23 protein-coding genes and 2 tRNA genes are annotated in these 25444 nt (G+C 43.2%); 10 read left to right on the plus strand and 15 right to left on the minus strand.

All coding sequences use genetic code 11. The annotated features are described in order from the left end of the window. Nucleotides 1-9: 9 nt before the first annotated feature. Nucleotides 10-927, minus strand: coding sequence for a calcium/sodium antiporter (locus tag J2128_RS08005; protein WP_209690608.1), 918 nt, complete (start codon nucleotides 925-927; stop codon nucleotides 10-12). A gap of 290 nt (nucleotides 928-1217) precedes the next feature. Between J2128_RS08005 and J2128_RS08010 the strand changes: the two genes are divergently transcribed. From J2128_RS08010 to J2128_RS08020, 3 genes are all read left to right on the plus strand, one after another. Continuing rightward, entirely contained in the window at nucleotides 1218-2087 is an 870-nt protein-coding gene (locus J2128_RS08010) for an NOP5/NOP56 family protein (RefSeq protein ID WP_209690609.1), read from the plus strand. Further along, on the plus strand, nucleotides 2084-2698 hold the full coding sequence (locus J2128_RS08015) for a fibrillarin-like rRNA/tRNA 2'-O-methyltransferase (protein WP_209690610.1): 615 nt from the start codon (nucleotides 2084-2086) through the stop codon (nucleotides 2696-2698). Before J2128_RS08010 ends, J2128_RS08015 begins: the two co-directional genes overlap by 4 nt. Before the next feature lie 216 nt (nucleotides 2699-2914). Further along, nucleotides 2915-3619 carry a DUF1614 domain-containing protein gene (locus J2128_RS08020; protein WP_209690611.1) on the plus strand — a complete coding sequence of 235 codons (705 nt, stop codon included), beginning with the start codon at nucleotides 2915-2917 and terminating at the stop codon, nucleotides 3617-3619. Between the two features lie 134 nt (nucleotides 3620-3753). On the opposite strand, the gene J2128_RS08025 is transcribed toward J2128_RS08020, so the two are convergent. After that, a tRNA-Gln gene (locus J2128_RS08025) sits at nucleotides 3754-3826 on the minus strand. A 596-nt stretch (nucleotides 3827-4422) separates the two neighbouring features. Between J2128_RS08025 and J2128_RS08030 the strand changes: the two genes are divergently transcribed. The 3 genes from J2128_RS08030 to J2128_RS08040 all read left to right on the plus strand — a co-directional run bounded on the left by J2128_RS08030 (nucleotide 4423) and on the right by J2128_RS08040 (nucleotide 11916). After that, a complete protein-coding gene (locus tag J2128_RS08030) occupies nucleotides 4423-7005 on the plus strand; it encodes an MEMAR_RS02690 family S-layer glycoprotein (RefSeq protein WP_209690612.1) in 2583 nt (860 codons plus the stop codon). Between the two features lie 195 nt (nucleotides 7006-7200). Continuing rightward, nucleotides 7201-8598, plus strand: coding sequence for a carboxypeptidase regulatory-like domain-containing protein (locus tag J2128_RS08035; RefSeq protein ID WP_209690613.1), 1398 nt, complete (start codon nucleotides 7201-7203; stop codon nucleotides 8596-8598). Nucleotides 8599-8883: 285 nt separating this feature from the next. Beyond that, entirely contained in the window at nucleotides 8884-11916 is a 3033-nt protein-coding gene (locus tag J2128_RS08040; protein ID WP_209690614.1) for a hypothetical protein, read from the plus strand. A 98-nt stretch (nucleotides 11917-12014) separates the two neighbouring features. Here J2128_RS08040 and J2128_RS08045 read toward each other — a convergent pair. The 4 genes from J2128_RS08045 to J2128_RS08060 form a co-directional block, all read right to left on the minus strand. Continuing rightward, nucleotides 12015-12086: transfer RNA gene (locus tag J2128_RS08045), tRNA-Arg, on the minus strand. A gap of 65 nt (nucleotides 12087-12151) precedes the next feature. Beyond that, nucleotides 12152-12586 carry an ACT domain-containing protein gene (locus J2128_RS08050; RefSeq protein ID WP_209690615.1) on the minus strand — a complete coding sequence of 145 codons (435 nt, stop codon included), beginning with the start codon at nucleotides 12584-12586 and terminating at the stop codon, nucleotides 12152-12154. A 2-nt stretch (nucleotides 12587-12588) separates the two neighbouring features. Beyond that, a complete protein-coding gene (locus J2128_RS08055) occupies nucleotides 12589-13893 on the minus strand; it encodes a phenylacetate--CoA ligase family protein (RefSeq protein WP_209690616.1) in 1305 nt (434 codons plus the stop codon). Beyond that, nucleotides 13890-15182 carry a phenylacetate--CoA ligase family protein gene (locus tag J2128_RS08060; protein WP_209690880.1) on the minus strand — a complete coding sequence of 431 codons (1293 nt, stop codon included), beginning with the start codon at nucleotides 15180-15182 and terminating at the stop codon, nucleotides 13890-13892. Before J2128_RS08060 ends, J2128_RS08055 begins: the two co-directional genes overlap by 4 nt. A 178-nt stretch (nucleotides 15183-15360) precedes the next feature. On the opposite strand from J2128_RS08060, the gene J2128_RS08065 reads away from it, so the two are divergent. Then, the gene (locus J2128_RS08065) at nucleotides 15361-16197 is read left to right on the plus strand and encodes an ABC transporter substrate-binding protein (protein WP_209690617.1); all 837 of its coding nucleotides are present in this window, start codon (nucleotides 15361-15363) and stop codon (nucleotides 16195-16197) included. 242 nt (nucleotides 16198-16439) lie between these two features. Here J2128_RS08065 and J2128_RS08070 read toward each other — a convergent pair whose 3' ends face one another. Beyond that, nucleotides 16440-17696: a hypothetical protein gene (locus J2128_RS08070; protein ID WP_209690618.1), complete on the minus strand. Its 1257-nt coding sequence runs from the start codon at nucleotides 17694-17696 to the stop codon at nucleotides 16440-16442. Between the two features lie 102 nt (nucleotides 17697-17798). After that, entirely contained in the window at nucleotides 17799-17960 is a 162-nt protein-coding gene (locus J2128_RS08075; protein WP_209690619.1) for a hypothetical protein, read from the minus strand. A 260-nt stretch (nucleotides 17961-18220) separates the two neighbouring features. Between J2128_RS08075 and J2128_RS08080 the strand changes: the two genes are divergently transcribed. Then, nucleotides 18221-18382 carry a hypothetical protein gene (locus tag J2128_RS08080; RefSeq protein WP_209690620.1) on the plus strand — a complete coding sequence of 54 codons (162 nt, stop codon included), beginning with the start codon at nucleotides 18221-18223 and terminating at the stop codon, nucleotides 18380-18382. Nucleotides 18383-18395: 13 nt separating this feature from the next. On the opposite strand, the gene J2128_RS08085 is transcribed toward J2128_RS08080, so the two are convergent. From J2128_RS08085 to J2128_RS08100, 4 genes are all read right to left on the minus strand, one after another. Then, nucleotides 18396-19109, minus strand: a complete 714-nt coding sequence (locus J2128_RS08085; protein ID WP_209690621.1) for an amino acid ABC transporter permease — start codon at nucleotides 19107-19109, stop codon at nucleotides 18396-18398. 6 nt (nucleotides 19110-19115) lie between these two features. After that, nucleotides 19116-19898 carry an amino acid ABC transporter ATP-binding protein gene (locus J2128_RS08090; RefSeq protein WP_209690622.1) on the minus strand — a complete coding sequence of 261 codons (783 nt, stop codon included), beginning with the start codon at nucleotides 19896-19898 and terminating at the stop codon, nucleotides 19116-19118. Between the two features lie 4 nt (nucleotides 19899-19902). Beyond that, complete coding sequence (locus J2128_RS08095) at nucleotides 19903-20589, minus strand: amino acid ABC transporter permease (protein WP_209690623.1); 687 nt, start codon at nucleotides 20587-20589, stop codon at nucleotides 19903-19905. 308 nt (nucleotides 20590-20897) lie between these two features. After that, nucleotides 20898-21740 (minus strand): ABC transporter substrate-binding protein, encoded by an 843-nt coding sequence (locus J2128_RS08100; protein WP_209690624.1) that lies wholly within the window; start codon nucleotides 21738-21740, stop codon nucleotides 20898-20900. Nucleotides 21741-21991: 251 nt separating this feature from the next. Between J2128_RS08100 and cas1 the strand changes: the two genes are divergently transcribed. Further along, nucleotides 21992-22927, plus strand: a complete 936-nt coding sequence (cas1, locus tag J2128_RS08105) for a CRISPR-associated endonuclease Cas1 (RefSeq protein ID WP_209690625.1) — start codon at nucleotides 21992-21994, stop codon at nucleotides 22925-22927. 21 nt (nucleotides 22928-22948) lie between these two features. On the opposite strand, the gene J2128_RS08110 is transcribed toward cas1, so the two are convergent. After that, a complete protein-coding gene (locus tag J2128_RS08110; protein WP_348632384.1) occupies nucleotides 22949-23302 on the minus strand; it encodes an acylphosphatase in 354 nt (117 codons plus the stop codon). Between the two features lie 121 nt (nucleotides 23303-23423). Then, the gene (locus J2128_RS08115; RefSeq protein WP_209690626.1) at nucleotides 23424-23609 is read right to left on the minus strand and encodes a hypothetical protein; all 186 of its coding nucleotides are present in this window, start codon (nucleotides 23607-23609) and stop codon (nucleotides 23424-23426) included. A 229-nt stretch (nucleotides 23610-23838) separates the two neighbouring features. Between J2128_RS08115 and J2128_RS08120 the strand changes: the two genes are divergently transcribed. Further along, entirely contained in the window at nucleotides 23839-24324 is a 486-nt protein-coding gene (locus J2128_RS08120) for a HEAT repeat domain-containing protein (protein ID WP_209690627.1), read from the plus strand. Between the two features lie 121 nt (nucleotides 24325-24445). Here J2128_RS08120 and J2128_RS08125 read toward each other — a convergent pair whose 3' ends face one another. Continuing rightward, nucleotides 24446-25174 (minus strand): thymidylate synthase, encoded by a 729-nt coding sequence (locus J2128_RS08125; RefSeq protein WP_209690628.1) that lies wholly within the window; start codon nucleotides 25172-25174, stop codon nucleotides 24446-24448. Nucleotides 25175-25444 lie beyond the last annotated feature (270 nt).

Consider the following 25444-nt stretch of genomic DNA (forward strand, 5'->3'; position numbering starts at 1 on the left):
TATTTATGTCTACGCAAACAGTAAACCCATATATGCAAAGTACCCGGCAAGGAGGACAACTGCCCAGATTCTTGTAAACGCCCTGTTTTTAACGAAGAGAATTATCCCTGCAAACGTAAAGATGCACATAATTATAACGTCGGAAAAATCAGGTATCGCGACCGGTTTCAGGAGAGCACCTATCCCGAGGACGAAGAGAAGGTTGAATATGTTGCTCCCGAAGAGGTTTCCTATTGAAATTCCCCCCTGGCCCTTTATTATCGCCATAAGAGAGGTTACAAGCTCAGGGAGTGAAGTCCCCACGGCGACCATTGACATCCCTATAATAAATGAAGGGATGCCTAAATATTCTGCAATAGTAAGAGAGCCGTTTAAAAGGAGCTGGGAGCCTATGACAACACCCAGAAGACCCCCAATAATAAAAATATAGTCCTTTTTTCCGTGGGATTCTACATTCTCGCCGTCAGAAGCGCCGCTTTTCCAGATATATGTGAGGATTACAAGAAACACTGAAAGAAAAACAATTCCGCTTATAGTCCCGAGCGTGCCTGAAAGGGCAAACAGCGCGAAAACAAGTGTTGCCGCTATCATCAGGTATGCTTCGTTTCCTATCCATCTCTTCCCCTTCATACTTTCATAGATTATTGAAGGCTTTATCAGGGCGCAGAGGGCAAGGACAAGGGCAATATTGGCTATATTGCTTCCGAGGATATTTCCTGTCGCAATTCCGGAGTCCCCGGAGAGAAGGGCGTTTATGCTCACACCAAATTCGGGAAGCGAAGTCCCGAATGCAATTACGGTAACACCGATTGTCGACGCGGATACCCCGTATCTTGCCGCAAGCCCTCCGCCTCCGTCAACGAAATAATCTGCACCTTTTACAAGAAGCAAAAGGCCTGCTATAAACATAAAAACTGCAATAATCATCTGTTTATCCTGTGTAGCTAAAGTATTCAAGCCTTAAAAACGGCTTTATTTTTTATAACTTTCATTCAGAACATATATTAGATATTCGCAACTTCGGGTAAATTCATGTCTGCCAAAGCTTTCAAAACCCTTTTTTTCGTGTCTTTTTTTATTTTCGTTCTTCCTTTATGTTTATCTCCGTTCAGGCACGGTTAAACGGTTAAGTCAGTGCAGGGATACCTTCCTGAAGAAATGTTATTGTCATGCATGAACTTTAATGCAGGATTGCAGACAGATAATAAGACTTAGTTATGCAGTACTGGTTTGGGGATATAAACCCTGACGGCAGCTGTTCCCCGGTAAACGGTGAAACCGGTGATTATGCTTCCCGTTATATGGATATAAACGCTGATATGAAAGATTTTGCGCCCGTCTGTGTCGATGACGCAGTCAGGTGCGGTTTTGCAGAGAGCCGGGAAGACTACCTTGAAAAACTCCGTTTACTGTGCATATACCTTGCCGAAGAGAAAATACGCGAATACTACGCAAAAGGGGATTCCGAACTCGTCCAGATGGTCAGAATGCTTGATGAGATGGACCATGTCATAAACCTTCTCATAGAGCGTGCCACCGAGTGGTACATAGTGCAGAACCCGAAATTTTCGAGGAAATACAAGTCCATGAACGCCAGAAAGATGGTTGCAATAATCAGGCATGACAAGTCTTCTCTTGGAAAAATCGGTTATGAAATTGACAGGCTTTCGTCCGAGAGGACACGCCTTATGAAGGAAATATCCGGAAGGGCTGATATCGTCGCCCCCAACTGCAGTGCCCTTGTGGGGGGTCTTGTCGCGGCAAGACTGATATCTCGTGCAGGAGGTCTTATGCAGCTCTCAAAGATGCCTTCGTCAGCAATTCAGGTGCTTGGAGCCGAAAGTGCTCTTTTTACGCACCTGAAAGGCAATACCCCGTCTCCAAAGCACGGGATAATTTTTCAGCACAGGAGGGTCCACAACTCAAAGTCAGAAGTCAGGGGGAAAGTGTCCCGTGCACTCGGTGGGAAACTCTCAATTGCATCGAAGATTGACTATTTCAGGGGTGAAGCCGACGAGGCTTTCATAGAATCTGCCCAGAAAAGAATAGACTCTGTTTTTTCACAGTCCGGGGATGATGCAGAATGATAATAATAGACGGTGTTCTGTTATCGAAAGGAAAGGGAGGAGTCTACGGCGAGAAGATGATGAAGGGTTTTCGCGTGTGGGACCCTTACAGGAGCAAGTATGCGGCGCTTTTTATGATAAAAAAAGACGATATTAAAGAAGTATCTCTTGACGAAGATCTTAAAGTCCTTTATCTGGGCGCCGCAAACGGGACGACTGTTTCGCATTTTGCAGACTATGTCAGCTGTGTTTATGCCGTTGAATTTGCACCGCGGCCTATGCAGGACCTGATTGAAGTCTCAAAGAGAAGAAAAAACATTATACCAATTATGGCTGATGCAGAAAATCCACGTGAATATGCTCCGTTTATGGAAACAGTAGACATGATTTACCAGGACGTTGCCCAGCCCGGCCAGGCTAAAATTGCCGCTTTGAATCTCCCGTTCCTAAAAAAAGACGGGTTACTGATTTTGATGCTGAAAACAAGAAGCGTTGATGTACGCGTTGATCCAAGGACGGTTTTCCTGGACTCCTCAAAACAGCTTGAAGAATCGGGACTAAAAATTACGGATGCATGCTGGCTTGAACCCTATCACCATGATCATGCATGCATAATATGCAGAAAGATGTAGTTTTCCTGGATTTTTCTTTTTTTCTCTTGTATTTATCCTGAAGAGAAAGCTTTAGAACTTAGGTGTTTCTGTTTATTTGATTTATTTCATGACCTTTCAGCCCTTTTTCAGAAGGCACAAAAATTGATTGCCCAAATGTATTTTACCGGAGGGGCATGGGACAAGGGGTGTGCACCTCCACAGAATTAAAGTCATATTAAGTCTGAAATTATCACAATGGCAAGATACTTTTTCAGTCCGCTTTCTGTATTGTTTCTGGTCCTGCTCATAGTGGTGCTGATTCTTACCCTTCCCCTCATTTTTCTGGGGATAATAGGTAGTGCCCTTTCAAAACTGGGTTTTGGAATCTGGCAGGTGATACTTCTCGTATTTTTAATGATTATAGGTAGTTTCATCAATATCCCTGTGACAAAGATAAAATCGGAACCGCAGGTTATAAGAGTCCCGCACGGGCGTCTTATGAACAGGTTTTACAGTAGTCCGGAGTTTTCATCAGAAACTGTCATTGCGTTAAACCTTGGGGGATGCATAATTCCTCTTCTGGTATCGCTTTACCTTATATGGCAGTCCCTGTATATACCCGGATGGCAACACGTTTTGTTCTCCTTACTTATCGGCGTTTTTATCGTCGCACTTATTACCAATGTAACAGCGAAACCTGTTCCCGGAATAGGGGTTGCAACGCCTGTGCTTATTCCGCCGTTATGCGCACTTATATGTGGGATTGTCCTTTCATGGGGAGTGCCGTCTGCGGCCCCTATTATAGCATATATCAGCGGGACCATAGGGACCCTTGTGGGAGCAGACATTCTGAACCTTAACAAAATGGGGTCGGTCAGTGCTTCCGTTGCCTCAATCGGAGGTGCGGGAACATTTGACGGGATTTTTTTAAGCGGGATAATTGCGGCATTTCTTGCCTGAACCACAAAATAAAATTCTTTTTTAAAATAGCATTGATAGCGACAGATTAAGCCAAAATGAAAACCAGTTCTTTTCCAGATTTTTACATATCTGAATATTTCTGCAAAATATGAATATCCAAAAACAGCTGTTAATAGTCCGGAGCAGATTCGAACTGCTGTCGCAAGATCCAGAGTCTCACATGATTGACCGCTACACTACCGGACTATTCAATCTCCTGATGCCTCAATACAGGATGCAATATCAGATTGTTTTTACAGCCTAATTAAACTGACGAAATGATTTCTAAAATACACGTGAGAATTTATAGAAATTTCATGAAATTATGGTGATTCTTTCAGGGGCATCTGAAACCAGGCTGGGGGCACATAAAAATTTCAGCTGAAAACTGATCATTTTAACCGTGTTAAACGTGTATTTTTCCATTTAATTGATTTTTTATCAGCGCAATCACATGGATAGCATCCTGGGCCTTTAATTCATGATTTGCGTTCATTATAGTGATTGTCGATTTGTTCATATGTTCTGTAATGTTTCCATGCTGATGTGGTTTTGCGAAGTGATCAGGATTCTGATGATGCATTGTACATGCATATTTCAAAAAGACAGGCATTACGACTCTGAATAATTGTGTCTTTATAATGCACTGTGCTTTCTTTCAACCACAAAGGATATATTAAGTGTTCTACAAATACTGCTCTATATTCCGTCGTTCGGAGTATGGGGCAAGGTGAATCCTTTTTCGGCATATGCCGAATATGGTTGATTGCCTGATCCTTAAATCGTATGTTAAGGAGGTTTAAATGACGAGTAAAAAATTCGGAATCGCACTGTTATCTCTTATAGTGCTTGCGATATTCGCAGTGGGCCCTGTTTCTGCAGTTGGCGAGCTGGGTATCCTAAATATAACACCTGGAGATACAGTTTTTATTGGTGAAGAAGGTATCAATATTGCAGCAGCAGTTGGTGGCGCTACAAGTGGAACTATCTATTGGAGAGAGGACTCCTCTGCGACACCACAGAGTATTTATGCTTCTGACACTCAGAAGTTCCAGGTATCAGAAGCAGACTTTGGATCAAAGATCGGTACATGGTATAACGACTCAGCATGTACCCAGCAGGCATTTGTCGTATCTTATCCTTATCTGAATAATGTTCAGATATTTGATGCAGATATGGAGGGCGGCACTGATATAACAGGCAAAACTGTTGTAGAAGGAGACAATCTTCAGATTGCGTTCCAGACAAACCTGAATACACTGATTAACCAGCGTCTTAACGCTAGCAGTTTAGCTGGTGCAAATTTCAGCAGTACAGGTTCTAGCTTTGTTCTGAAAGTTAAGACACCTGATGGTGCAACACTCAATGGTCTTATTAACGCAACTAAGGGTGTTACAAGCCTGAAGAACCTTATGCCTAGTAACTCCAAGTATTTCGTCCAGAATACATCTGTTGACAACAAGACTATCTGGGATACCAAAAATCCGGCATACAACTCAGGTACATACAGTATATGGGTTGAGTCAAACATAAACAAAATGAAGGATAACCTAGGTTCAGTTTCAGGAAAGACTATCTCACCAACAGTTCAGGTTACAATCGACAAAGAGGATGTAACTCTTACAGCTGACAAGGAGACAGTCATTCGTAACAATGCCTTTACGGTAACAATCAACGGAAAGGCTAAGACAGATTACTACCTGTGGATTACCGGAATTTCAACCTATCCAAATAAGTCTAACGTATCCGACAATGCACCATGGTTTACTCCAAACCAGAATGATGTCACACCTATACCAAAGAGTGCCAATACTTCTGCTCTTAACGCATCATCTGTCTATTATAAGGCAGTTGGATCTGGCTCGACAATAGGTGATGATATTCCTCGGGAAAACCGCACACTTGACAGATACTGGGCTGTACTGGCAAAGACCGACAAGAGTGGAAAGATCACTGTCTCTCTTACAACTGACGGGTACACAAAGGACTCTACCTACACAATCCGTGCAGAGAAATACCTTAACAACACACAGGGTGACGATCAGCTTTATGACACTGTGAAGGTCAAAATCGAGAAGGGAACTGTTACGATTACAGCAGAAGGGTCCGGTACATACTACCTTGGTGAGGAAATTGCCCTTTCAGGTACGGACACAGATACAAGCGATGTATATCTCTTTGTCACAGGTCCTAACCTTGCTTCAGACGGAGCACCACTTACAAGCCCGACAGGACCTGAAGGCAACACACATGTTGTAGTAAAGTCCGACGACACCTGGGAATACAAATGGAGTACTTCAGGAGTAACCCTTGATGCAGGATCATATACAGTATATGCAGTATCCGAAAATGTTGATCAGAGTCATCTTTCAGATGCAAAGTATGACACACTCTCTCTCAATATAAAGACACCATATGTAACAGCAACAACCTCAGCTTCAACAGTAGCAAAAGGTGACAGCTTATACATACGCGGAACAGCACTGGGAGACCCAACACCTGGAGTAGGTATCTGGATTCTCGGAAAGAACTACTGGAATGGTAAGACTAACAGTTACAGACTTGTTACTGAGACTGTAGACGATGACGGCACATTCGAGTATGAGCTCGGAACAGCAGACACAAAGCACCTTGATCCGGGTCAGTACTTCGTAGTTGTTCAGCACCCGATGTACAACGATGAGTTCAACGTATGGGCAACCGGCGGAAATGACGGTCTTTCAGCAACATCTGTTGTTACAAGTCCAAACAAGAGCACCACAACTAACTACAACTCACAGTTTGTAATTGCCGGTCCTGGCAAGCTTCAGGGATCTGCAGCAGCAGAGGCATTAATCAGTTCAATCAATTCAAATGATATTGATGATACCTACACAAAGCTGACATTCCTTGTACAGGAGCCATGGATCAGGATTAACACAATCGGTGACAAGTATGTCGGTGAGTCATTCACAATCTCAGGAACAACAAACCTTGCAGTTGATGACAGGCTTATTGTAGATGTTACATCATCATCATTCACAGCGGCATCAAAATCACAGGCTTCACAGTTCTCCGGAGATACCCAGAACGTTAAAGTTACCGAGGGTGACTCATTCAATGAGTGGACAATGAATGTTGACGGATCTACTTTCCAGGCAGACGAATACATTGTAAACGTCGAAGCAATCGAAGCAGATCAAACAACAACCGCGACATTCAATGTTCTTAAGCCCGGTGAGAAAACAGTAGCTACAACCTCACCAACCAAACCATCAACAATCAAGCCAACAACACAGGCAACAACAACCGAAACTCCTGAGAAGACAGCATCACCAGGATTTGGAGCATTTGTTGCACTCATTGGCCTTGGCGCAGTTGCGGCTCTGGTTATGAGAAAGGACTAAAATCCTTAATTTTTTTTATTTTTTTGATGTTTTGAGTCTCTTTTTTGTAAATCGTTTTATTATTCCCTAAAAAAGTCATTTTGTGGATATGTCTCTGACTCTTATTTTGACTTCTGCCTTCCTTTGTCATCCGCATAATATAAAAACTATGAAAATGAAAATAAATTCATGAATACACGTTGCTTTCTGGCATTTATGCTGCTACTTGGAATGTTATGCTGCACCACTGTTCAGGCAAGCACCACAACAATAACCATATCAGTTACTGATGACACAGATAACGATCCTGTATCCGGTGCTTCCATATACATAGCGGGGAGTTATGTGGGAACTACTAATGATGACGGTATCTTTGAATATACACATTCTTATTCCTCAAGTTACAGAGTTGGTGTTAAAAAGTCCGGATACGATTATTACAGCACCCTTGTGTCCGGCAGCAGAACCTCCTTAAGAGTTGAACTGGGACACGAGACCGGAGTTTTAACTGTAAATATTCTTGACTCCGACACGCTGAACCCAATTGAAGACGCTATTGTCACGATTACAGGTGATAATATAGATAAAAGCGATTCCACTGATGATGATGGTTCTGTGAAATTTGAAGTCTCTTATGATTCGTCGTATGTAGTTACAGTAAAAAAGAACAACTATGACACTCTTACAAAAGACGTCGAAATGGATGATACTTCAAAGATCGTGGATTATCTTCTTCAGAGCAGTGATCTTGTAATTGTTCAGGTTCTCGACGGTGAGTCCGGGAATTCTTCGCCATTGGCAGGTGCTGTTGTTTATGTAGGCGGAGTCAGGTCTGGCGAAACGGGTTCAGACGGCAAGGTGAATCTCAACCTTGAACACGAAAGGACCTATGATATTCGTGTAGCAAAAACCGGGTATGAGGATTATACTGAAAAGCATTACTTTGAAAGTGATGAGATTCTGTATTCGGTGACTTTGTCACAGTCGCTGTATCCGGTGACAGTTTCGGTTTACAATGCCGATAAATCACCTGTTTCGGATGCCAATATATACATTGACGGAAGCCTCTTTGATCAGTCGGATGATTACGGTACAAGCTCTGTTACAAAACTTTCTTCAGGAGAGCATACATTCCTTGTAAAAAAATCCGGTTATGAGGACTACCAGGTAAAGGAAAATATCAACGGGACGGTTGATACTATTATAGCGCAGCTTGAATATTCAAAAGCTGATGTTAAAATAATTGTACAGGACAAAGACAATAGTCTGGTGCCGAATGCAGTGGTATCAGTGAATGGTGAAAATCTTGGTGTAACAGATGAAAAAGGAATGATTACGACCGAACTTATCTCAAATGCTGATTATAACTTTGAAATTACAACATCAGGCTATAAAGAACTTACAGATACGCGTCAGGTCCCCCTGGGAACGACTGAAATGACGATTACGTTCATACTTGAGAAGAAGACAAACTATTTGATGATAGCAATAATTATTGTTGCTCTGGTTATTCTCGGATATGTTGCGTACAACCTGAAGGTGAATTCCGGTAGAAGAAGGCGCGGCGGGAATCAGAGGCGACCTCCCAGAAAATATGATGACGGAGGACTTTAGGCAGTCTTCCCGTTGTTAAATATTATACAAAGGGGCTGTAATTTAATTCAGGGCAACAGCCACAAGTCTTTTTAATTTTTACAGGTAATGTTTTCTATAGTTGCAGCATCTTGTTTCATAGAGGAATAACTCTATAACCAGGATATTTTTTACATAATGAGGATATTATGAAATAAAATTTCTTCTCATCCATTAATTGTTAATCTATATATATACCCGGATTTCAGACATTTATATACTGCATTTGTCTTGAGTGTTTATCCCTGCAAATTCTGGAGAGATATAATGAAAAAAGCTGTTATTTTTGTATTGATGGTAATATCTTTATCTTTTTTTATTGCCGGCCCTGTGTCTGCTCTTGAAGATTCAGAGGTTATAATGTCTTCTGACAGCATCTGGATTGTAGCAGGGGGGTCTTCTGCTGATATAACAGTATCTTTGACGAATTCATCCTGTCAGATATCAAATGTCGATTTTTCATGCACGAATTCGGATGTTTACGGGGATGTTTCATTAAATAGTGCCACCAGTTCTCCTTTTTCAACTACTTTTTCGTCCACAAAAAGCGGTACCGCCTATATTCAGGCAAAAATAAGTTATACTGACGCAAACGGCACGGCAGGGGAGATAACTAAGACTATTGCCCAGGAAATAGATCATGCCGAACCTGACAGAATTCTTAACGTGAGCTATTCCAACGAAGTGACGGTGAATGAGGTTACTTTGGTAATAATAAGAATGGCTGATGAGTACGGAAATCTTATAGACAGCAGGTATGAAGATGATCTGGGTCTGACCCCTGAATCGGTTGATATGTACTGCAGCCCATCCGATTCATACTTTTATGACGGGTCGGATTATACACTTAATTATGCAGTGGCATACGTAAACAGCACAGGTGCTGCTGCAATAAACTACAGAGTCTCAAAGACCCCCGGTGACAATATATTCACTTTCTACCCCCCGAATGATATAAAATACCAGAGCAGGACTATAGAGGGGGTTTCAAACGGAGAGCCTTTTTCAATAGTTGCAGGTGTCAATCCCAACAATGATGAAGTACCGTATCTTCCGGCAGACGGGGAGAGCAAATTCTACATAACGTATTACCTGGAGGATGAGTTCGGAAATCCCGCCGGAAACAGGACAGTTCACATATCCAGTTCTAATATCAATGATGAACCTTTTGACAGGACTTCCAATTCCAACGGAGAAGTTATGATATCATACGGACCGTCGTCCGTAAAAGGCCTTGTAACTCTCAGTGCATATTCGGTTGACAATGAATCGGTGAGTGTTGATACCCGGTTAATGTTTGACAGTACTGACCCGGTTGATATGCTTCTAACAGCAAACCCTGAGGTTATGCCGAGTCATGAGGTCGCAACCGAAAAGACTTCTTCCATCCGTGCGAAGGTGATAGACGAGAAAGGAAACCCGGTAAGAGGTGAAGTGGTGTCGTTCTTCATTAAAAGCGGCTCATATCCTGATTACCAGACAGAAGGGCCTTCTTTGTCTTCAGATTCGGCAGAGACCGACGAGGACGGTCAGGCAATTGTCTATTTTACACCTGGTTCGTTTATAAAGGACACAAACAGTCCTTTATACAATGCACTCGGGTCCGCAAACTGTACTGTGGGTGCAAAATGGAACACTACAGAAAGGGACGTCAAAGTAGAATGGAAAAACTACCCTTATCTTTCTGTTGAAACCAGCGTAAGCAACGAGACAGTCGAGGTCAATAAAACGGTTGATGTGACCGTAACCCTTAAAGGCGACGGCTGGGCGCTTCAGCCTGATCCAATTGACGTAATGCTCTCGGCCGACCGTTCAGGAAGTATGCTCGAGGATTATCCCGACAGGATGGTCGATGTAATGGACGCCATGAAGGAGTTCAATTCTGCAATGAGTGAGGGGCGCGACAGGGTAGGACTTACGACTTTCGGGACAAAGGGAATTGCTAACATATTGGGTTATTATTATTACTACTGGGCTGGCATAGACAACATCAGGTCTGACGATTTATCGTATATTGCTGAAAACTACCCTGGCAATAACCGCTATTATTCGGATTACGCGACACTTGATCTCTCATTAACTACCGACCACAGCAAAGTGGAAGATGAGATTGACAATATAGTGCCTTTAAGCGGAACACCTATGAGAAAAAGCATTTATCTCGCGATAAAAGAACTTGTTGATAATCCAAACAGCAATTCAAAAGCAGTCCGGGCGGTTGTTGTCCTTTCAGACGGTGACTACAACTATTACGGGGACCCGCTTGCAAGAGGTTACGGTTCGACAAGCAGAGCTGATTCATTTGGAGATTTAACGCATAATTATTACAGATTTACTGACATACCGAGTTCCCGGCAGGATATGACGGAATATGCCAGTGCCAATAATATTACTATTTACTCAATAGCTTTCGGCTCAGGTCTGTCGTCAGACGGGGTATATACACTTGAGCAGCTTGCGGAAAGGACAGGGGGCACTTATTATGCCGCAAACTCTGCGAACATAAACGATGTATACCGTGAAATTGCCGGTGACCTGAAAAGAGATGCAGGTGTAAATACCGTAATGGACCTTGATTTCAGCAATGTCGAAATAAACAATGTTACAGTCTCAAACAGCCCGGATAACCCTGCGCTTTCGTACGTGTACGCGTATGATGAATCAACAGTAATCGGTAAGGTAAATTCAACGGCTATAGTTATTCCGAGATATACCGAAGATGACACCGATGACTGGAATTCCGACAGAGCACTTAATTTCGATGTGGGTACTATCAGGCTGAACGAGACATGGAGTACAACGTTCAGGCTGAAAGTGCTAAAGGGCGGAAACATAAATCTTTTCGGTCCGGATTCTACTATCACATTCAATAACGGAAGCGACTCACTTTCCCTTCCCAGGACTTATGTGACTGCCATATACAACCTTTCCTCAATTGGAATCAATTTTAAGGACCTCAAAGTCTCAAATCTTCATGTTACAAATACAGGCGAGATTACAAAAGTATTGAATCTTGAATGGACTCTTTATTATTCGGGGGAATATTCCGCTGAACAGGAACTTTATTACTTAAGGGAAGGCGACGATGTATGGATCCCGTTTGAAACCATGGGTTCTGTACAGGGTCCTCTGGTCAGTAATAAAACAGAAGATGCAAGTCTTGTGGTAAGCGACCTTGTGCCCGGGTATTACACCATAAGAGTACATGCAAAATCGGCTGATACTGCCGATTCGACTGCAGAACTTGACCATCCTGTTCTGATAGGAAACAGCAGCGCCTCATATATAAGAATAGAATAAGAAAAAATTTTCAAAGGATAATTCTTTTTCAGAGCATGATTTTTTGACGAAAACAGATATCTGAAAAACTCATATCTTCCGTATAAATTTAAAATAAACGGGTCCAGCGGGAATTGAACCCGCGTCTTTGGGTTCGAAGCCCAAAAGGATGTCCTCTACCCTATGGACCCTGCCTTTATATATTGATTTGACAACTGGAAAAAAGTTTGTTATTTGAAATGAAAAGAAAATGAAATTATTTGAAAATCCCGGCCTTTAAGAGTTCGGCCCCGTTGTTTCTTATTCTTTTTATAGCCTCTTTTACCTGGTCGACACGGAGTATCAGAACGGCAGCCTCTTTTCCGGAGTATGCATAGGCGTACTCGATGTTTATATCGGCTTCACCGAGAATTTTTGCGGTCTCGTAAAGGCCGCCGGGTTCGTCTTTCATGTTTACTGCAATTACGTCGGTAAACGAGACCATAAAGCCCATGTCGGCAAGTTTTTTAAGTGCAGACCCGGGTTTGTCAACCAGAAGGCGGACTACCCCGAATCCTTTTGCTTCTGCAATGGAAAACGCAAATATGTTTATTTTCTCATCTTCGAGAGCTCCTGCAATTGCAGCAAGTCTTCCGGGTTTATTCTCGGAAAAAACGGAGATCTGCTTTATAATATAATCACTTTCAACCATTTTCAGATATTCCTCCTGTCAATGACTCTTTTTGCCTTGCCCTCAAATCTCGGAAGTGAGTTCGGCGCCATAATCTCGACACCGGCACTGACGTTAAGGGAGTTTTTGAGCGTATGTGACACTTTTCTTTTTATGTCCATTAAATCATTAATCTTATCGGAGAAGAATTCCTGTTTCAGCTCGACCTGTACAAGCATGTTGTCAAGTGTTCCTTCTCTTTCGACGATTATCATAAAGTTCTGGCCTGACACTTCCGGGATGCTCATCAGTGCGTGTTCTACCTGTGACGGGAAGACGTTTATTCCCCTTATTATGAGCATGTCATCGACCCTTCCGCTGAGGCGCCCGATTCTCGGGTGCGTTCTTCCGCACGGGCAGACGGATTCGTCAAGGTATGTAATATCTCCGACGCGGTACCTGATAATGGGAAGAGCCTCTTTCTGGAGAATCGTCATTACAAGTTCTCCCCTCTCCCCGGGCTGAAGGTTTTCGCCGGTTTCAGGGTCGATAACCTCGGTGTATGCGATATCTCCCCATATGTGGATGCCGTTGTGTTCTGAACAGTCGCAGAACATAGGGCCTGAAAGTTCGGATGTGCCGAAGATGTTGTGTGCACATACTCCCATCTTCTTTTGGATATGGTTCCTCATCTCATCGGACCATGGTTCTGCACCTAAAACGGCAGTTTTCAGTTCAGTATCGTTTTTGATGGAAATGCCCATCTTTTCCGCGACTTCGTCTATGTGATTGAGATAGGACGGTGTGCATGCTATTGCAGTTACTTTCAGGTCCTGCATCAGCTCAATTTGCCTTTCCGTATTCCCCACACTTGTAGGAACGACGGTTGCACCGATTCTTTCTGCGCCGTAATGCAGTCCGAGGCCCCCGGTAAAAAGCCCGTAGCCGTATGAGACCTGCATGACATCCCCCCTTCCGAGTCCGCATGCGGTAAGTGAGCGTGCAACAGAGTTTGTCCAGATGTCAAGATCCTTCTGGGTATAACCGACAACTGTAGGTTTTCCGGTAGTCCCTGATGATACGTGATATCTTACAAGCTCGTCAGTTGACGCCGTGAATATTTTGTTTGGGTAATTGTCGCGCAGATCGGTTTTGTACATGAAAGGAAGCTTTTTTACGTCTTCAAGAGACCTGATGTCGTCAGGGTGGACTTTACCCTCCTTCATTCTGTTGTGGTAAAACTCTGAAAAACTGTACAGTCTGCAGATAAGTGTCTTGAAATATTTGTACTGGAGCTTTTTCAGCTCGTCTACAGGCATTTCCTCAATTCTGGGGTCCCATGCTCTCAAAATTTATCTCCTCTGTTGTCGATTACTCTCTTCGCCTTGCCTTCAAATCTCGGAAGTGATCCTGGTTCGACAAGTGAAACTTTTGTTCTGAGATTTAATATCTCTTTTAACGAATGAATTATTTTCCTTTGTATTTTTTCAAGGTCGCAGAGTTCGCCTTTGAAAAACTCTTTTTTGATTTCGACGTCGATTGTCATCTCGTCAAGGTGGTTTATCCTGTCGACGTATACCATGAACTGGTCGCCTACCTCGGGGATTGAGCGAAGGACATGCTCTATCTGGGATGGGAAGACGTTTATGCCCCTGATGACAAGCATATCGTCGCTTCTTCCGGTAAGGCGTGCAATCTTTGCGCCGCGCCCGCACGGGCATTCGTCATCAAGGATCATTGTGATGTCACCTGTCCTGTATCTTAAAAGGGGCATCGCCTCCTTTACAAGCGGGGTTACGACGAGTTCACCCTTCTGTCCCGGTTCAAGCACTTCGCAGGTCTCCGGGTCAATGATTTCGATTATGTAGCAGTCATGCCAGAAGTGAAGACCGTTTCTTTCAGGACATTCGAATGCGGCGCCCGGGCCGTATATCTCGCTCATGCCGTATGAGTCGTATGCGGTTACTCCGAGCTTTTCTTCAAGCGTTCTGCGCATGTTTTCGGACCAGGGCTCTGCACCGAACATTCCGGTTTTAAACGTCGGAAGGTCGGTCCCCATGCTTTCCGCGACTTCTGACAAGTGCATTGCATAACTTGGAGTGCAGTGCATTGCGGTTACGCCGAAGTCGTCTATCATCTCAATCTGGCGTTTTGTGTTTCCGGTCCCGCTCGGGATAACGGTCATCCCGATTTTTTCTGCGCCGTAGTGAAACCCGAGTCCTCCTGTGAAAAGACCGTAGTTTACGGCATTCTGGAATGTGTCGTCGGCAGTTAAGCCTATCATCGTCATGTTGCGTGCGATAAGCTCTGACCAGTTGTCAAGGTCTTTTCTGGTGTAGCCGACAACTGTCGGTTTGCCTGTTGTCCCGGATGTTGTGTGGATTCTTACTATCTCCCTTTTCGGAACGGCAAAAAATCCGAACGGGTATCCTCCCTGGAGATCAGATTTTTTTGTAAAGGGGAGTTTCTGTATGTCCTCTTTTTTCCTGATGTCATCGGGTTTTATTTTGGATTCGTTCAGCAGTTTCTTATAGAATGGTATGTTTTCAGTCTGTTTTATAGTCCATTTAAGGCGTTTGAGCTGAAGTTTTTCGAGACTGTCACCGCTTAAGGTCTCTTTCTCTTTGTCCCAGAACATGAATGTCATAGTATGGTATGCTATGGCATGGCATGAAGATTTTGGTATATCATGATATAAAAGCGGTTACCGGTTTGTACCAGTTCCAAAAAATCTTTTATCAGGTTATTTTATACAGTAGACTCATTCTGGAAATTTTCAGAAGTTCTATATATTTATTAAACCCAAAATTTTCAGCATGGACAAAAAATTTCTGGCTGTATTAATTCTTGGTGTGATTTTTGCGGCGGCTGCTTTTGCCGGGTGTACGGGGACGCAGAATACGCCGAATTCAGGCAACGCTACTATTGCCGGCACTGAAAATGCCACCGGCGGGACACCTGCCGCTGGTGAAACACCTGTATATATTGTTGGTATAGACGGCGACTACCCGCCTTATTCATATATCAACAGCGATGGCAGTGCAGAGGGTTTTGATGTTGATTCGGTTAAGTGGATCGCCGATAAAATGGGCTTTGCTGTTAAGATAAAGCCCCTCGCATGGGACGGGATAATTCCCGCACTTCAGGCGGGAAAGATTGATATTGTCTACTCGGGCATGTCAATAACTGACGAACGCCTTGAAAAGGTAAACTTTTCAGAGCCCTACTGGACAGTGAACCAGGCTGTTGCGGTAAAGAACGGCTCATCCGTTACAATGGATGACATAAAGGAGGGAAAGGCTGTTATCGGCACGCAGAGAGGGTGTACTGCCGCTGAATGGATTACGACAAACCTTGTTGATACAGGGATAATGCCGTCTGAAAACCTTAAGCTGTATGAAAACTTCCCGCTTGCAGTGACTGACCTTGAAAACGGTCGTATTGATGCGGCAATGTATGATACGCCTGTTGTAATCGAGTCTATTCAGGGCAAGAACGCTGTCAAGCTTGGAACAATAGACACTGATGAAAAATACGGCGTTGCTATAAGAAAAGATGACACTGAGCTCCTGTACACTATGAACGAGGGTCTTGACAAGCTGATGGCCGACCCTTACTGGCAGGAATTAATCGACAAGTATAACCTTGAATGACCTGAATGCATGATAGTGCAGATTTCTGCATTAAAATTTTTTTTAAAGTTTTAAAAATTAAATACAGTTCCTTTTCTTTGCCGTTAATCCCGTAAATTTTTGTTTTTTCTGTGGTTTTCCGCAACCTGCAGACAGGCAGGAAAAAATAAGACCGGTCCGGTGTGCAGGTCTTCATGGATTCGGGAGTGTTTGTCCTGATTTTCCTTTATTGTCCCAAAAAACGTTAATTATTATCCATTATCTTACTGTCTTTTGTTTCTTTTGCAGTCCGCCTGCACTACAGCGTATAAGACAAGAACGGATACTATGCACATTACCGCCGAAAATCCAGGAGAAGTTTTGCCTGAAGTCAATCCGCCTGAAAGGTTATTTTTTTCCGCATTTTTTTTGGCATAAACCAGTTCAGACCTGAATGAAGGGTAATCGGACTTTAAGACTGCCATGTTATCACCGTCGATGCATGCACCTGATGCTGTTTTGGGTATGGTTACGTTTGCTGTCTCTTCGGTTTTTGGGTTAAAGAGTATTATTTCCGATTCGGAGAGGCTTTCTGAATATACCCACCCGATGTTTTTTCCGTCTGTAAATGGTGAGCTTATATACTCTGACGCCTTTTTATCTTCTTCTGAATAACTGCCAGTGTAATTTCCCGTTTTAGGATTCAACAGGTAGCTTTTGTTTTCCGAAATTTTGTACAGGGAGGGTTCGGTGAACCTGCCGGAGATTTTGTTGTCTTTATCATCAAATACCACGGTGTTTTTGAAGTACACTGCATAGTCACCTTTCATGTCGTAATCAGATACAGCGGAGTTGCTGTTGTTTATGCCGGCCTCAAACTCACAGACTACGGTGTTTTTGCGGCTGCTGATGTTGTACAGGCTGAGGTTCTCTCCTGCGTAAAGGATATTACCGCTGTCATACCTGACACCTGCAGGGTCAAACAATTCATTTAGGGACATTATCTTTTCAGACCTGTTTTCAGGGATAATGTATGTATACAGCGTTGTATTCAGTCCGTTCTCAACGGAATAGAGTATGCTGTTTTCGCTTATTTTAGGCCACTCTGCATTTATGTTTAAATAAGGTGCTGTTTTTGTGCCGTCTGAGAGGTCCATCAGGTAAACCGTGTTCCGGCTGTCTGTTTCATCTTCCGGGGCTGTGAATTCCATACCTGTGGTTTCAAACCATACTGCATAGTTTCCTGAAATGTCGTCACCTGTAAGTGTCATGTTCTGGGCCGGAGTACCTGCTATTGCGGTGGTCTCTGATGAAATATTGTATATTGCGACATCATTTCCCTTTGAGCTGATGTTATCGTTTGCAAGCAGAAATATTATGTTTCCACCTGATATTTCAGGACTGTCTGCGGAAAAACTGCTGTTGTTATAGACCTCAATTAGGCTCCACTGTGGGCCTGCAGCGGCAGAAACAGTAAATATTGCAGTCGCAAGTAATACACAACACACAAAGATCATGATTTTTCCGGCAGTCTCTTTCATTATGCTGTATCTTCAGCCGGGAGTTATAAAATGTTTTTCAATTTTTGAAATCTCCTTTTCAGAAAACGTAAGGAAAAAAAAGTAAACGTAGTATTCATTATTCTACGGAAATTCATTAGTATGCTGAAAGGATAATTCGTTTTGAGGTATTTGCGGCTGCGCAGGCATTGCAAATGCAATTCCTGCCAGAAGTGTCACTGCAGACAGAAGTGCCAGGATTGCAATGTGTGCATAAAATCTTTTGTGAAATAATCTGTTTTTCATAGATATTTTCGCTCCGCTTTTATGTATCGGGCGTTATTTCAAGAGAGCTTTCACTGGTTATTTTTATTGTTTCAAGCGTATTGTTCCTCTCTAGATATATGAGAATCAGAAAAATTTACCTGGGATTTCAGGGTGACAGCCGGTAATGGAAAGGAACAGAGGCAAGCATCAGATAGTTTACGACATACTGGCAATAGTCCGTTCAAACAGTAAACGGGGTAAAGTATACGCCGCTTTTAAGGCAGTCAGACCTTTTTTCAGTGAGTTTTTCAAGGTATTATGACGAACTGCTAAAAAAAGGGTTCATCCGTGAAGATACCGATGATAAGGGAAGAAAATTTATATTCATATCCGAAAAGGGAATTAAATACCTTGAAAAATACAGGCTTTTTATAGAAATTCTGGACGAATTTGACCTTTGACTTTTTTTTATTTTTATCTTACCTGAGTTCCGGGGACTGCAAGCTTCTTTTCCAGGGCATTTGCACCTATTGTTGTAATCGTTACAAGTGCAAGATAAACTATTCCTACGACCAGAAATACATCCGGGTCAAAGTATTTTGAGAAGATTAGCTTTCCTGCACCTGTCAGCTCTATTAACGTAATCATGTATGCAAGGGAGGAATACTTTATCAGGTATATGAATTCATTGGAAAGTCCGGGTATTGCACGTCTCAGTGCCTGCGGGAGGATAATGTACCTGATTGCCTGGCCTTTTGTCATGCCAAGTGCGCTTGCAGCAACGAGTTGTCCCTCCTTTATCGAAAGTATCGCTCCTCTTATGTATTCTGAGTTGTAGGCGCTGTTGCAGCATATGAACCCTATAACTGATGCGGCAAACGCCGAAAGATAGAATATGCCGAATATGCCGACAGACGAAAGTCCGAAAAGTGTGGAGAGATATATCCCTACCGACGGAAGACCAAAGTAGAGCATGAACAGGAGAAGTATGAGAGGACACCCCTTTACGAACCCGACAAACAACCTGCACAAATGATTCGTCCAGAACCCGCCGTAGACCCTTCCTACAGCAAGTAACACTCCGAACACCAGCCCGAACGGCGCAGAGAGTGCTATCAGCTGTAAGGTTATCAGAAGCCCTCCCCATAGTGCAGGCAGAAGAATGTCGAATATGAAAGTTGTGTCCATCTGGTTTTAATCTCCTGTAAGACCGCTGATTTTTCCGATAAAACTTCCCATCCTTTTAAATTCAGGGTTGTTCATTATTTCCTCCGGAGTTCCGGATTCAACGATTTTTCCGCCTTCCATAAAGATTATCCTGTTTGCAACAGATCTTGCAAAGCCCATCTCGTGTGTCACTACAAGCATCGTCATGCCGTCAAGTGCAAGCTTTTTCATAACCTCAAGGACTTCTCTTGTAAGTTCCGGGTCAAGTGCGGATGTCGGTTCGTCAAAGAGAATTACATCCGGCTCCATTGCAAGTGCACGTGCAATTGACACACGCTGAGCCTGACCGCCTGAAAGTTCGGCCGGGTAATGGTCGGCCCACTCCTCCATTCCCACCTGTCTTAACTCGAAAAGGGCTTTTTTCCTTGCATCTTCCGGTTTCATTCCCTTTACTTTGATTAGGGCGATTTCCACGTTTCTGACGGCTGTAAGGTGATCAAAAAGGTAAAAGTTCTGGAAGACCATTCCTATTTTCTGCCTGAAATGATTTATTTTGCTTCCGCAGTTAGTGACCTCCTCACCGTTGAGCCAGACCCTCCCTTCTTCAGGAACGGTAAGCTGGTTGATGCACCGTAAAAGTGTGCTCTTTCCTGTTCCTGACGGACCTATAAAGACAATTGTCTGCCCTTTTTTTATATTGAAAGAGACGCCTTTGAGGACTTCGGAATCACCGTATGTTTTGTGGATGTCCTCCACTCTCAGTATATATTCGTCTTCCGATTTCAGTGTATATTCATATTCTTCTGTCATTTTATCAGATCACTCCGCCGGGTGTTCCCCCGCTGAATCCGGGTATTGCCACTTTCTTCTCGAGCATATATATGACTCTCATTCCGGCGTAGTTGAGCAGGATGAATATCAGTGCACATACAAGGTATATCGGCATGGTAATGTACGTCTGCGCAACAATCTGCGATGTCCTCGTCAGAAGCTCTGCAACGCCGATTGCATAGCATATCGCAGAATCAGTCAGGATGTTAGGGTATTCGTTTGACCACCCGGGCAGTGCTATTCGTGTTGCCTGCGGTATGATGATTGTTTTTATTGCTGTCAGCCTGCTCATCCCGAGGGAACGTGCGGCCGTCATCTGTCCTTCGCTTATGGACTGAATTGCTCCCCTGAAGATCTGGGACTGGTATGCAGCACCGCGAAGCCCGAGAACTGTTGCACCGACAAAAAATTCAGGCAGATCCAGGTTCAGGAACGGGAAAAGGGTAAAGTAAAACATGAAAAGAAGCAAAAGGACCGGAAGCCCCCTGAAAAACCATACATACAGCCCTATAGCCGTCTTCAGGAGTCTGTTCCCGTAGACCTGGCCTATTGCCATAGGAAGTCCGAGAAGTACACCGATAATTAGTGCCGAGGCGACAAGCCCCAGAGTTACAAGGACCCCCGAGACCAGGTACGGAAGCCATTCAGACAATATTGAAAATATATCCATCTTTTTTCCTTAGCGGTTTTGCGTGCTCTTTTTCTGCCGGATTTAAATTTTGAACTGATGCTGACAGGATATTATGTTTACAGATATGATTGTTTTTCCGGGGATATGATCCCCTGTTTGTCTGATACAACAGACTGAATTACAATTTTGCAATAAATGTCCAGCAAAACCCCTTGATCCTAAAAATACTCCATTATAATGTTTTCCCGGAAATCTTAGAATTTTTGCCGTGCACTACTTTCATAGTAGTTTTGCGCTGATGGGTTTTGATATTTGCCCTTTTAAGTCTCTCTATAAAAAAAAGAATTTTATTTTTTGTGCGGGGATGCCCCGACAAGCTTGTACTTCTCCAGAAGTTCCTGCCAGTACGGGTCGTCCATAAGGTTGTTCAGCCCTGCGTTAATTTTGTCAAGAAGTGCAGTGTCATCCTTTTTTATTGCAACCCCGTAAACCTCGCCTGTGTCTATCTGGTCGCGGATTTCCATTGTTTTTCCTTCAATTGCATCACGCAGTGACGGCACGTCATAAATTGTCGCGTCTATCCTCTTGTTCTGCAGGTCAGTTACTGCGCTTGGGAAATTGTCGTAATACTTCAGGTTTTCGGATGGCATAAGACCTGTTTCTATGAGGTTTTCTTCAGTCCATATTGAGCCTGTCGTTCCTCTCTGGGCGCCTATTACAAGCGTTCCGTTCATGAAATCATCCATAGTATAGTCAGAGTCGTTGTTGAATGCAACACCCTGGTCTACCTGGAGGTAAGGAATAGAAAAGTTGACTTTTTCAAGGCGTTCATCTGTGATTGTCAAGCCCGAATAGATCATGTCATTTTTTCCTGCAAGGAGCGCGGGGATTATGCCGTCCCATGCCAGGGGCTGGAACTCCACATTGAATCCCTGGTTTTTCGCGATCCATTTCGCAGATTCCACATCGAACCCCTGGGCATTTCCTTCTGTGTCAATGTAGGAATAAGGTCGATATTCGCCGTCGATACCGATTATGTATGTCTCTTCCCCTGCAACCGTCTGTTCTGCTGTGGCATTACCTGCCCCTGCAGATGTGTTTTCAGCCGGCTGGCTGCCTGTACATCCTGCAAATGATATTGCTGCCAGAGCCAGGAGAATTATAAGTACACCAGAAAACTTATTATTCATCGAAAGATGTTTAGGAGATGTACTGATTTATTTTTTATGCATTGTTATCAGTTTGCATAAAACGGTGTTAAAGGCGTTTTTCAGGAAAATACGGGTTGTTTCTGTGTTAACTTGAATTAAATTAATATACTGAACAAAAAAATCAGCAACGGCTTTTCGGTTTGCGCCAGGGCTGTGATCAGTTCAATTTATGCACTGCCGGCATAAAATATTCTATAGCTTTTGTTTTTCTGCGTAAGGACTTATTGCATATGGATGATCTCAGACTACCTTGGAAAACTGTGGCCGGATTCGGCGGGCATATCAAAGCGACGACCACTACGCTGATAATCCAGAAAAAAGGCGTTACAAAGGAATATCCGCTTTCTGAAGTTTCGCATCTGCTTATTGTCGGCGGGCACAATATACATACTTCTGCGATATCCCACCTTTTAAAAAACGGCATTTCAATATCTTTTTTTGATGCGGACGGGACTCCTCTCGCTGTTTTAAGGCCGTTCGGGTACCGTCAGGACGAGGAGATAAGGGAGCTGCAAAAAAAGGCTCCCGGGTATATCCGTGCTTCCGAAGTTGTGAGGTCGTCGATAAAGTCGCGCCTTATGATGATAGAAAAGTCCGGCAATGAAGTAGGAAAAAGTCTTTTTTACGAGGGTGAAGAGGAGTTTTTCTACAATATGCTTGACGACGTCAGTTACCTGATTAAGATGGATGAACTCAGGCGCATACACAAACTATCGGGTGATATGTATTATGAGGTCATGTCAAGGATCATAAACTCTGTCCACGGTTTCAGGAGGCGCACCAAAAGACCGCACGTTGATCCTGTAAACTCTATGCTTTCTCTTGGGTATTCCATGCTTTTCGGGAACTGCTGCGTATGTGCAACCGGTGCCGACCTTGATCTCGACATAGGAATCCTAAGGGACGGAAAGATGTCTCTTGTGCTTGACGTAATTGACCCGTTCAAGGCGGGCATGGTTGATTCCGTAGTATTTCCCATTGCACGCGAGTTTCTGACAACCGAACATTACGACTGCGGAAACAGGAGATGTCACCTCAACGATGAACTAATAGAGGTACTTATTGACTCTCTGCACAGGTCAATTGCACAAAAAAAGATTGAAAAAACAGTTTTATCGTATAAGGAATCAGTCGTTAATGGCGAGGGCTTTATGGTCGACTATTGATTGTCCGGGAGAATTTCTGATCTAATCTCCTCTTTCTATGTCAAAGTTACCGAATTCTTTATGCTTTATCTCTTTTATGTCCATCTCCCTTATGTAGGCTCTCGGGCATTCATAGAGAGAAGAGATCATTTTGTCTATAATTACCGATTCTCCGGTCGCTATCAGGTGTACCCTCCCGTCGTCAAGGTTCATAACACGTCCTGTAATGCGCAGGCTGCATGCAATTCTCTTTACGCATGCCCTGAACCCGACTCCCTGAACACGTCCCGATATGTAAGCTTCAACAGTTTTTATACGACCGGAAAAAGCTGATTCTTCCGGTTGTAACTGTTCCTTTTTGCCGGAGAACATTATCTTATGGGAGTATATCAGCATCTCATATTAATTATGTGATATTGATCATGGGGGTTTAAAAGGAATGATTGCGAAAAATTCCGTTGATAAGGAAAGCCAGATGCTAAAAAATGTTTAAGGATTTGGACTGCACGTCGCTTTTTTATTCGTAAGCAACGAGCTTTACGCCAATCTCTTTTTCAAGACTTTTTATTTTCTCAAGACTTGACGTGTTGATGTTTGCCGGGGGGACGGGTTTCTCGTATGCAATAAGAATTACTCCCATTTCGTCCTCGCATTCTTTCAGTCCGCCTATTTCCTTCTCGTTTAGTTGTGCATATGCTGTCATTTTTACCAGCCTCAGTTTTATTCTGGTGTAAATTCCTGTATTTAATTATTGCCTGAAAAATTATCAAAAATTATTGAGAAAAGTCAATTTCAATCTTAAAATAAATGTATTTTTAGTTAATTCAATTTAATTCAACCAATGTATTCCCTCCATTTTTCCCGGAGTTTTTTAGTAAAGATGATTTATTAATAGACATTAATTAAGACCATAAATTTTGCAGGTTTTTATTATGGCAGTAGCAGACGATATCAGAGATAAAATTGAAAAAATTCTTTCCGGGGACCTTGAGGAGAGAAGAGGGGCCGTTGAGGCACTTTCGGAGATGGGGACGGATGCCGTTGACCCGCTCATTGAGCTTATGTCGGCCGAAACCGATAATGACGTGAAATGGTATGCCTCAAATGCACTTGCAAAAATCGGTGAACCAGCCGTAGAGCAGCTTTTGTTTACACTTAAACACTATCCTGACGACAATGTCAGGCGTTATGCTGCGGCTGCCCTTGCCTCAGTTGGTGAGCCTGCAATATCCGGTCTGATAGAGATTTTTGAGGGTGACGACAGCGTAACACGGGGGTTTGCTTCAAAGGCCCTTATAAGAATTGGTGACCCCGCTGCAGAGCCCCTGCGGAAGTACATACAGGAATCCGACCCTGAAAGCATGCCGCACCGCTGTGCAGTGATAACACTCAACAACTTAAGTCCGGAGAGCCGGTAAAATGCTTTTTCAGTGAAAGTCGTATAACGGATTTTAAAAAGGATTCTTTAACATTTCATTCATAAAAATGAGATAATGCCTGAAAAACTTATACTATGGGATTTTGAGTTTTTTCAGGTGTTTATATTTTGATGTATGCTCCTGCTTCGTAGTTTTTGAGAGAGTCCTCAATGCCGAGACCTTTTATGTACTTTACAAGCTCTTCGTGGTCACGTTCATGATACATATGCGCCGAGACCGAAGTGTGCGAATACCAGCCTGTCTTTGCATTAAGCCTGTCTGCAATCATCTTCTGCAGGTGGACAAGGGCGTACATGTTGGCCCCGAGTGCAGAGAGCATGTCGTTTGACCTGAACTCGACATGCATGTTGAGTTTTTTGTCTCTTATGAAGCACTGGATTCTCTGCAGGCACGGTGGGTTGTTTGATGGTTCGTCCTTTGTCGTAAACCAGGTTATCGCTTCCGCACGCCTCGAAGACGGTTCTTCTGTTAATTTTTCAACGATGTAGTCTATCTGGTTTATACCTTTTTTGTCGCCGTCTCCGAGGATTTCTCCGTTCTTTCCGGCAACAGGGTAGTCAAAAAGCCTGTTGTGGTATGTATATACAAAATCGTTGTCAGTCCCGTATAAGAGGTCCTGGACGTATTTTTCCATTGCGCCCTGTTTGAACATATTGTATGGGCTTATCATATAGTCTGCAAAAGGGCTTCCCACGTGGATGTTGAGAGGCTCTGGAAGCTCAATCGTCTTTTCGTTGTCTTCGGTGACTATGTATATCCCGTGTTTGAGGATTGTCTTTATAACTTCCTCGTGTGCTTTTCCAATGGAGAAGGCGCGAACATTAAACATCTGATATATCCCCTTAAACCTTGGTTTGATTTATGGTTGTATATTTTTACCGGCAGAAAAAGGATTTTTCCGGTTAGTCAAAATAATTTCCGCCCGGAAATTCCCGGAGTCCTTAAAGCGACCTGTACTTTCTTTTTGTATTTTATTTCTCTTTTCTCATCAGGCAATAATGTTTTTATAATCGCCTTTGGGATGCTGCAGAAAATCATTCAAAATGATTTTTAGCCAGGCATTTTTGCCTTCAGGCTTTCAGCGGAAGGTGCTGCTTAA

The organism is Methanomicrobium sp. W14 (assembly GCF_017875315.1).
Classification (GTDB): domain Archaea; phylum Halobacteriota; class Methanomicrobia; order Methanomicrobiales; family Methanomicrobiaceae; genus Methanomicrobium.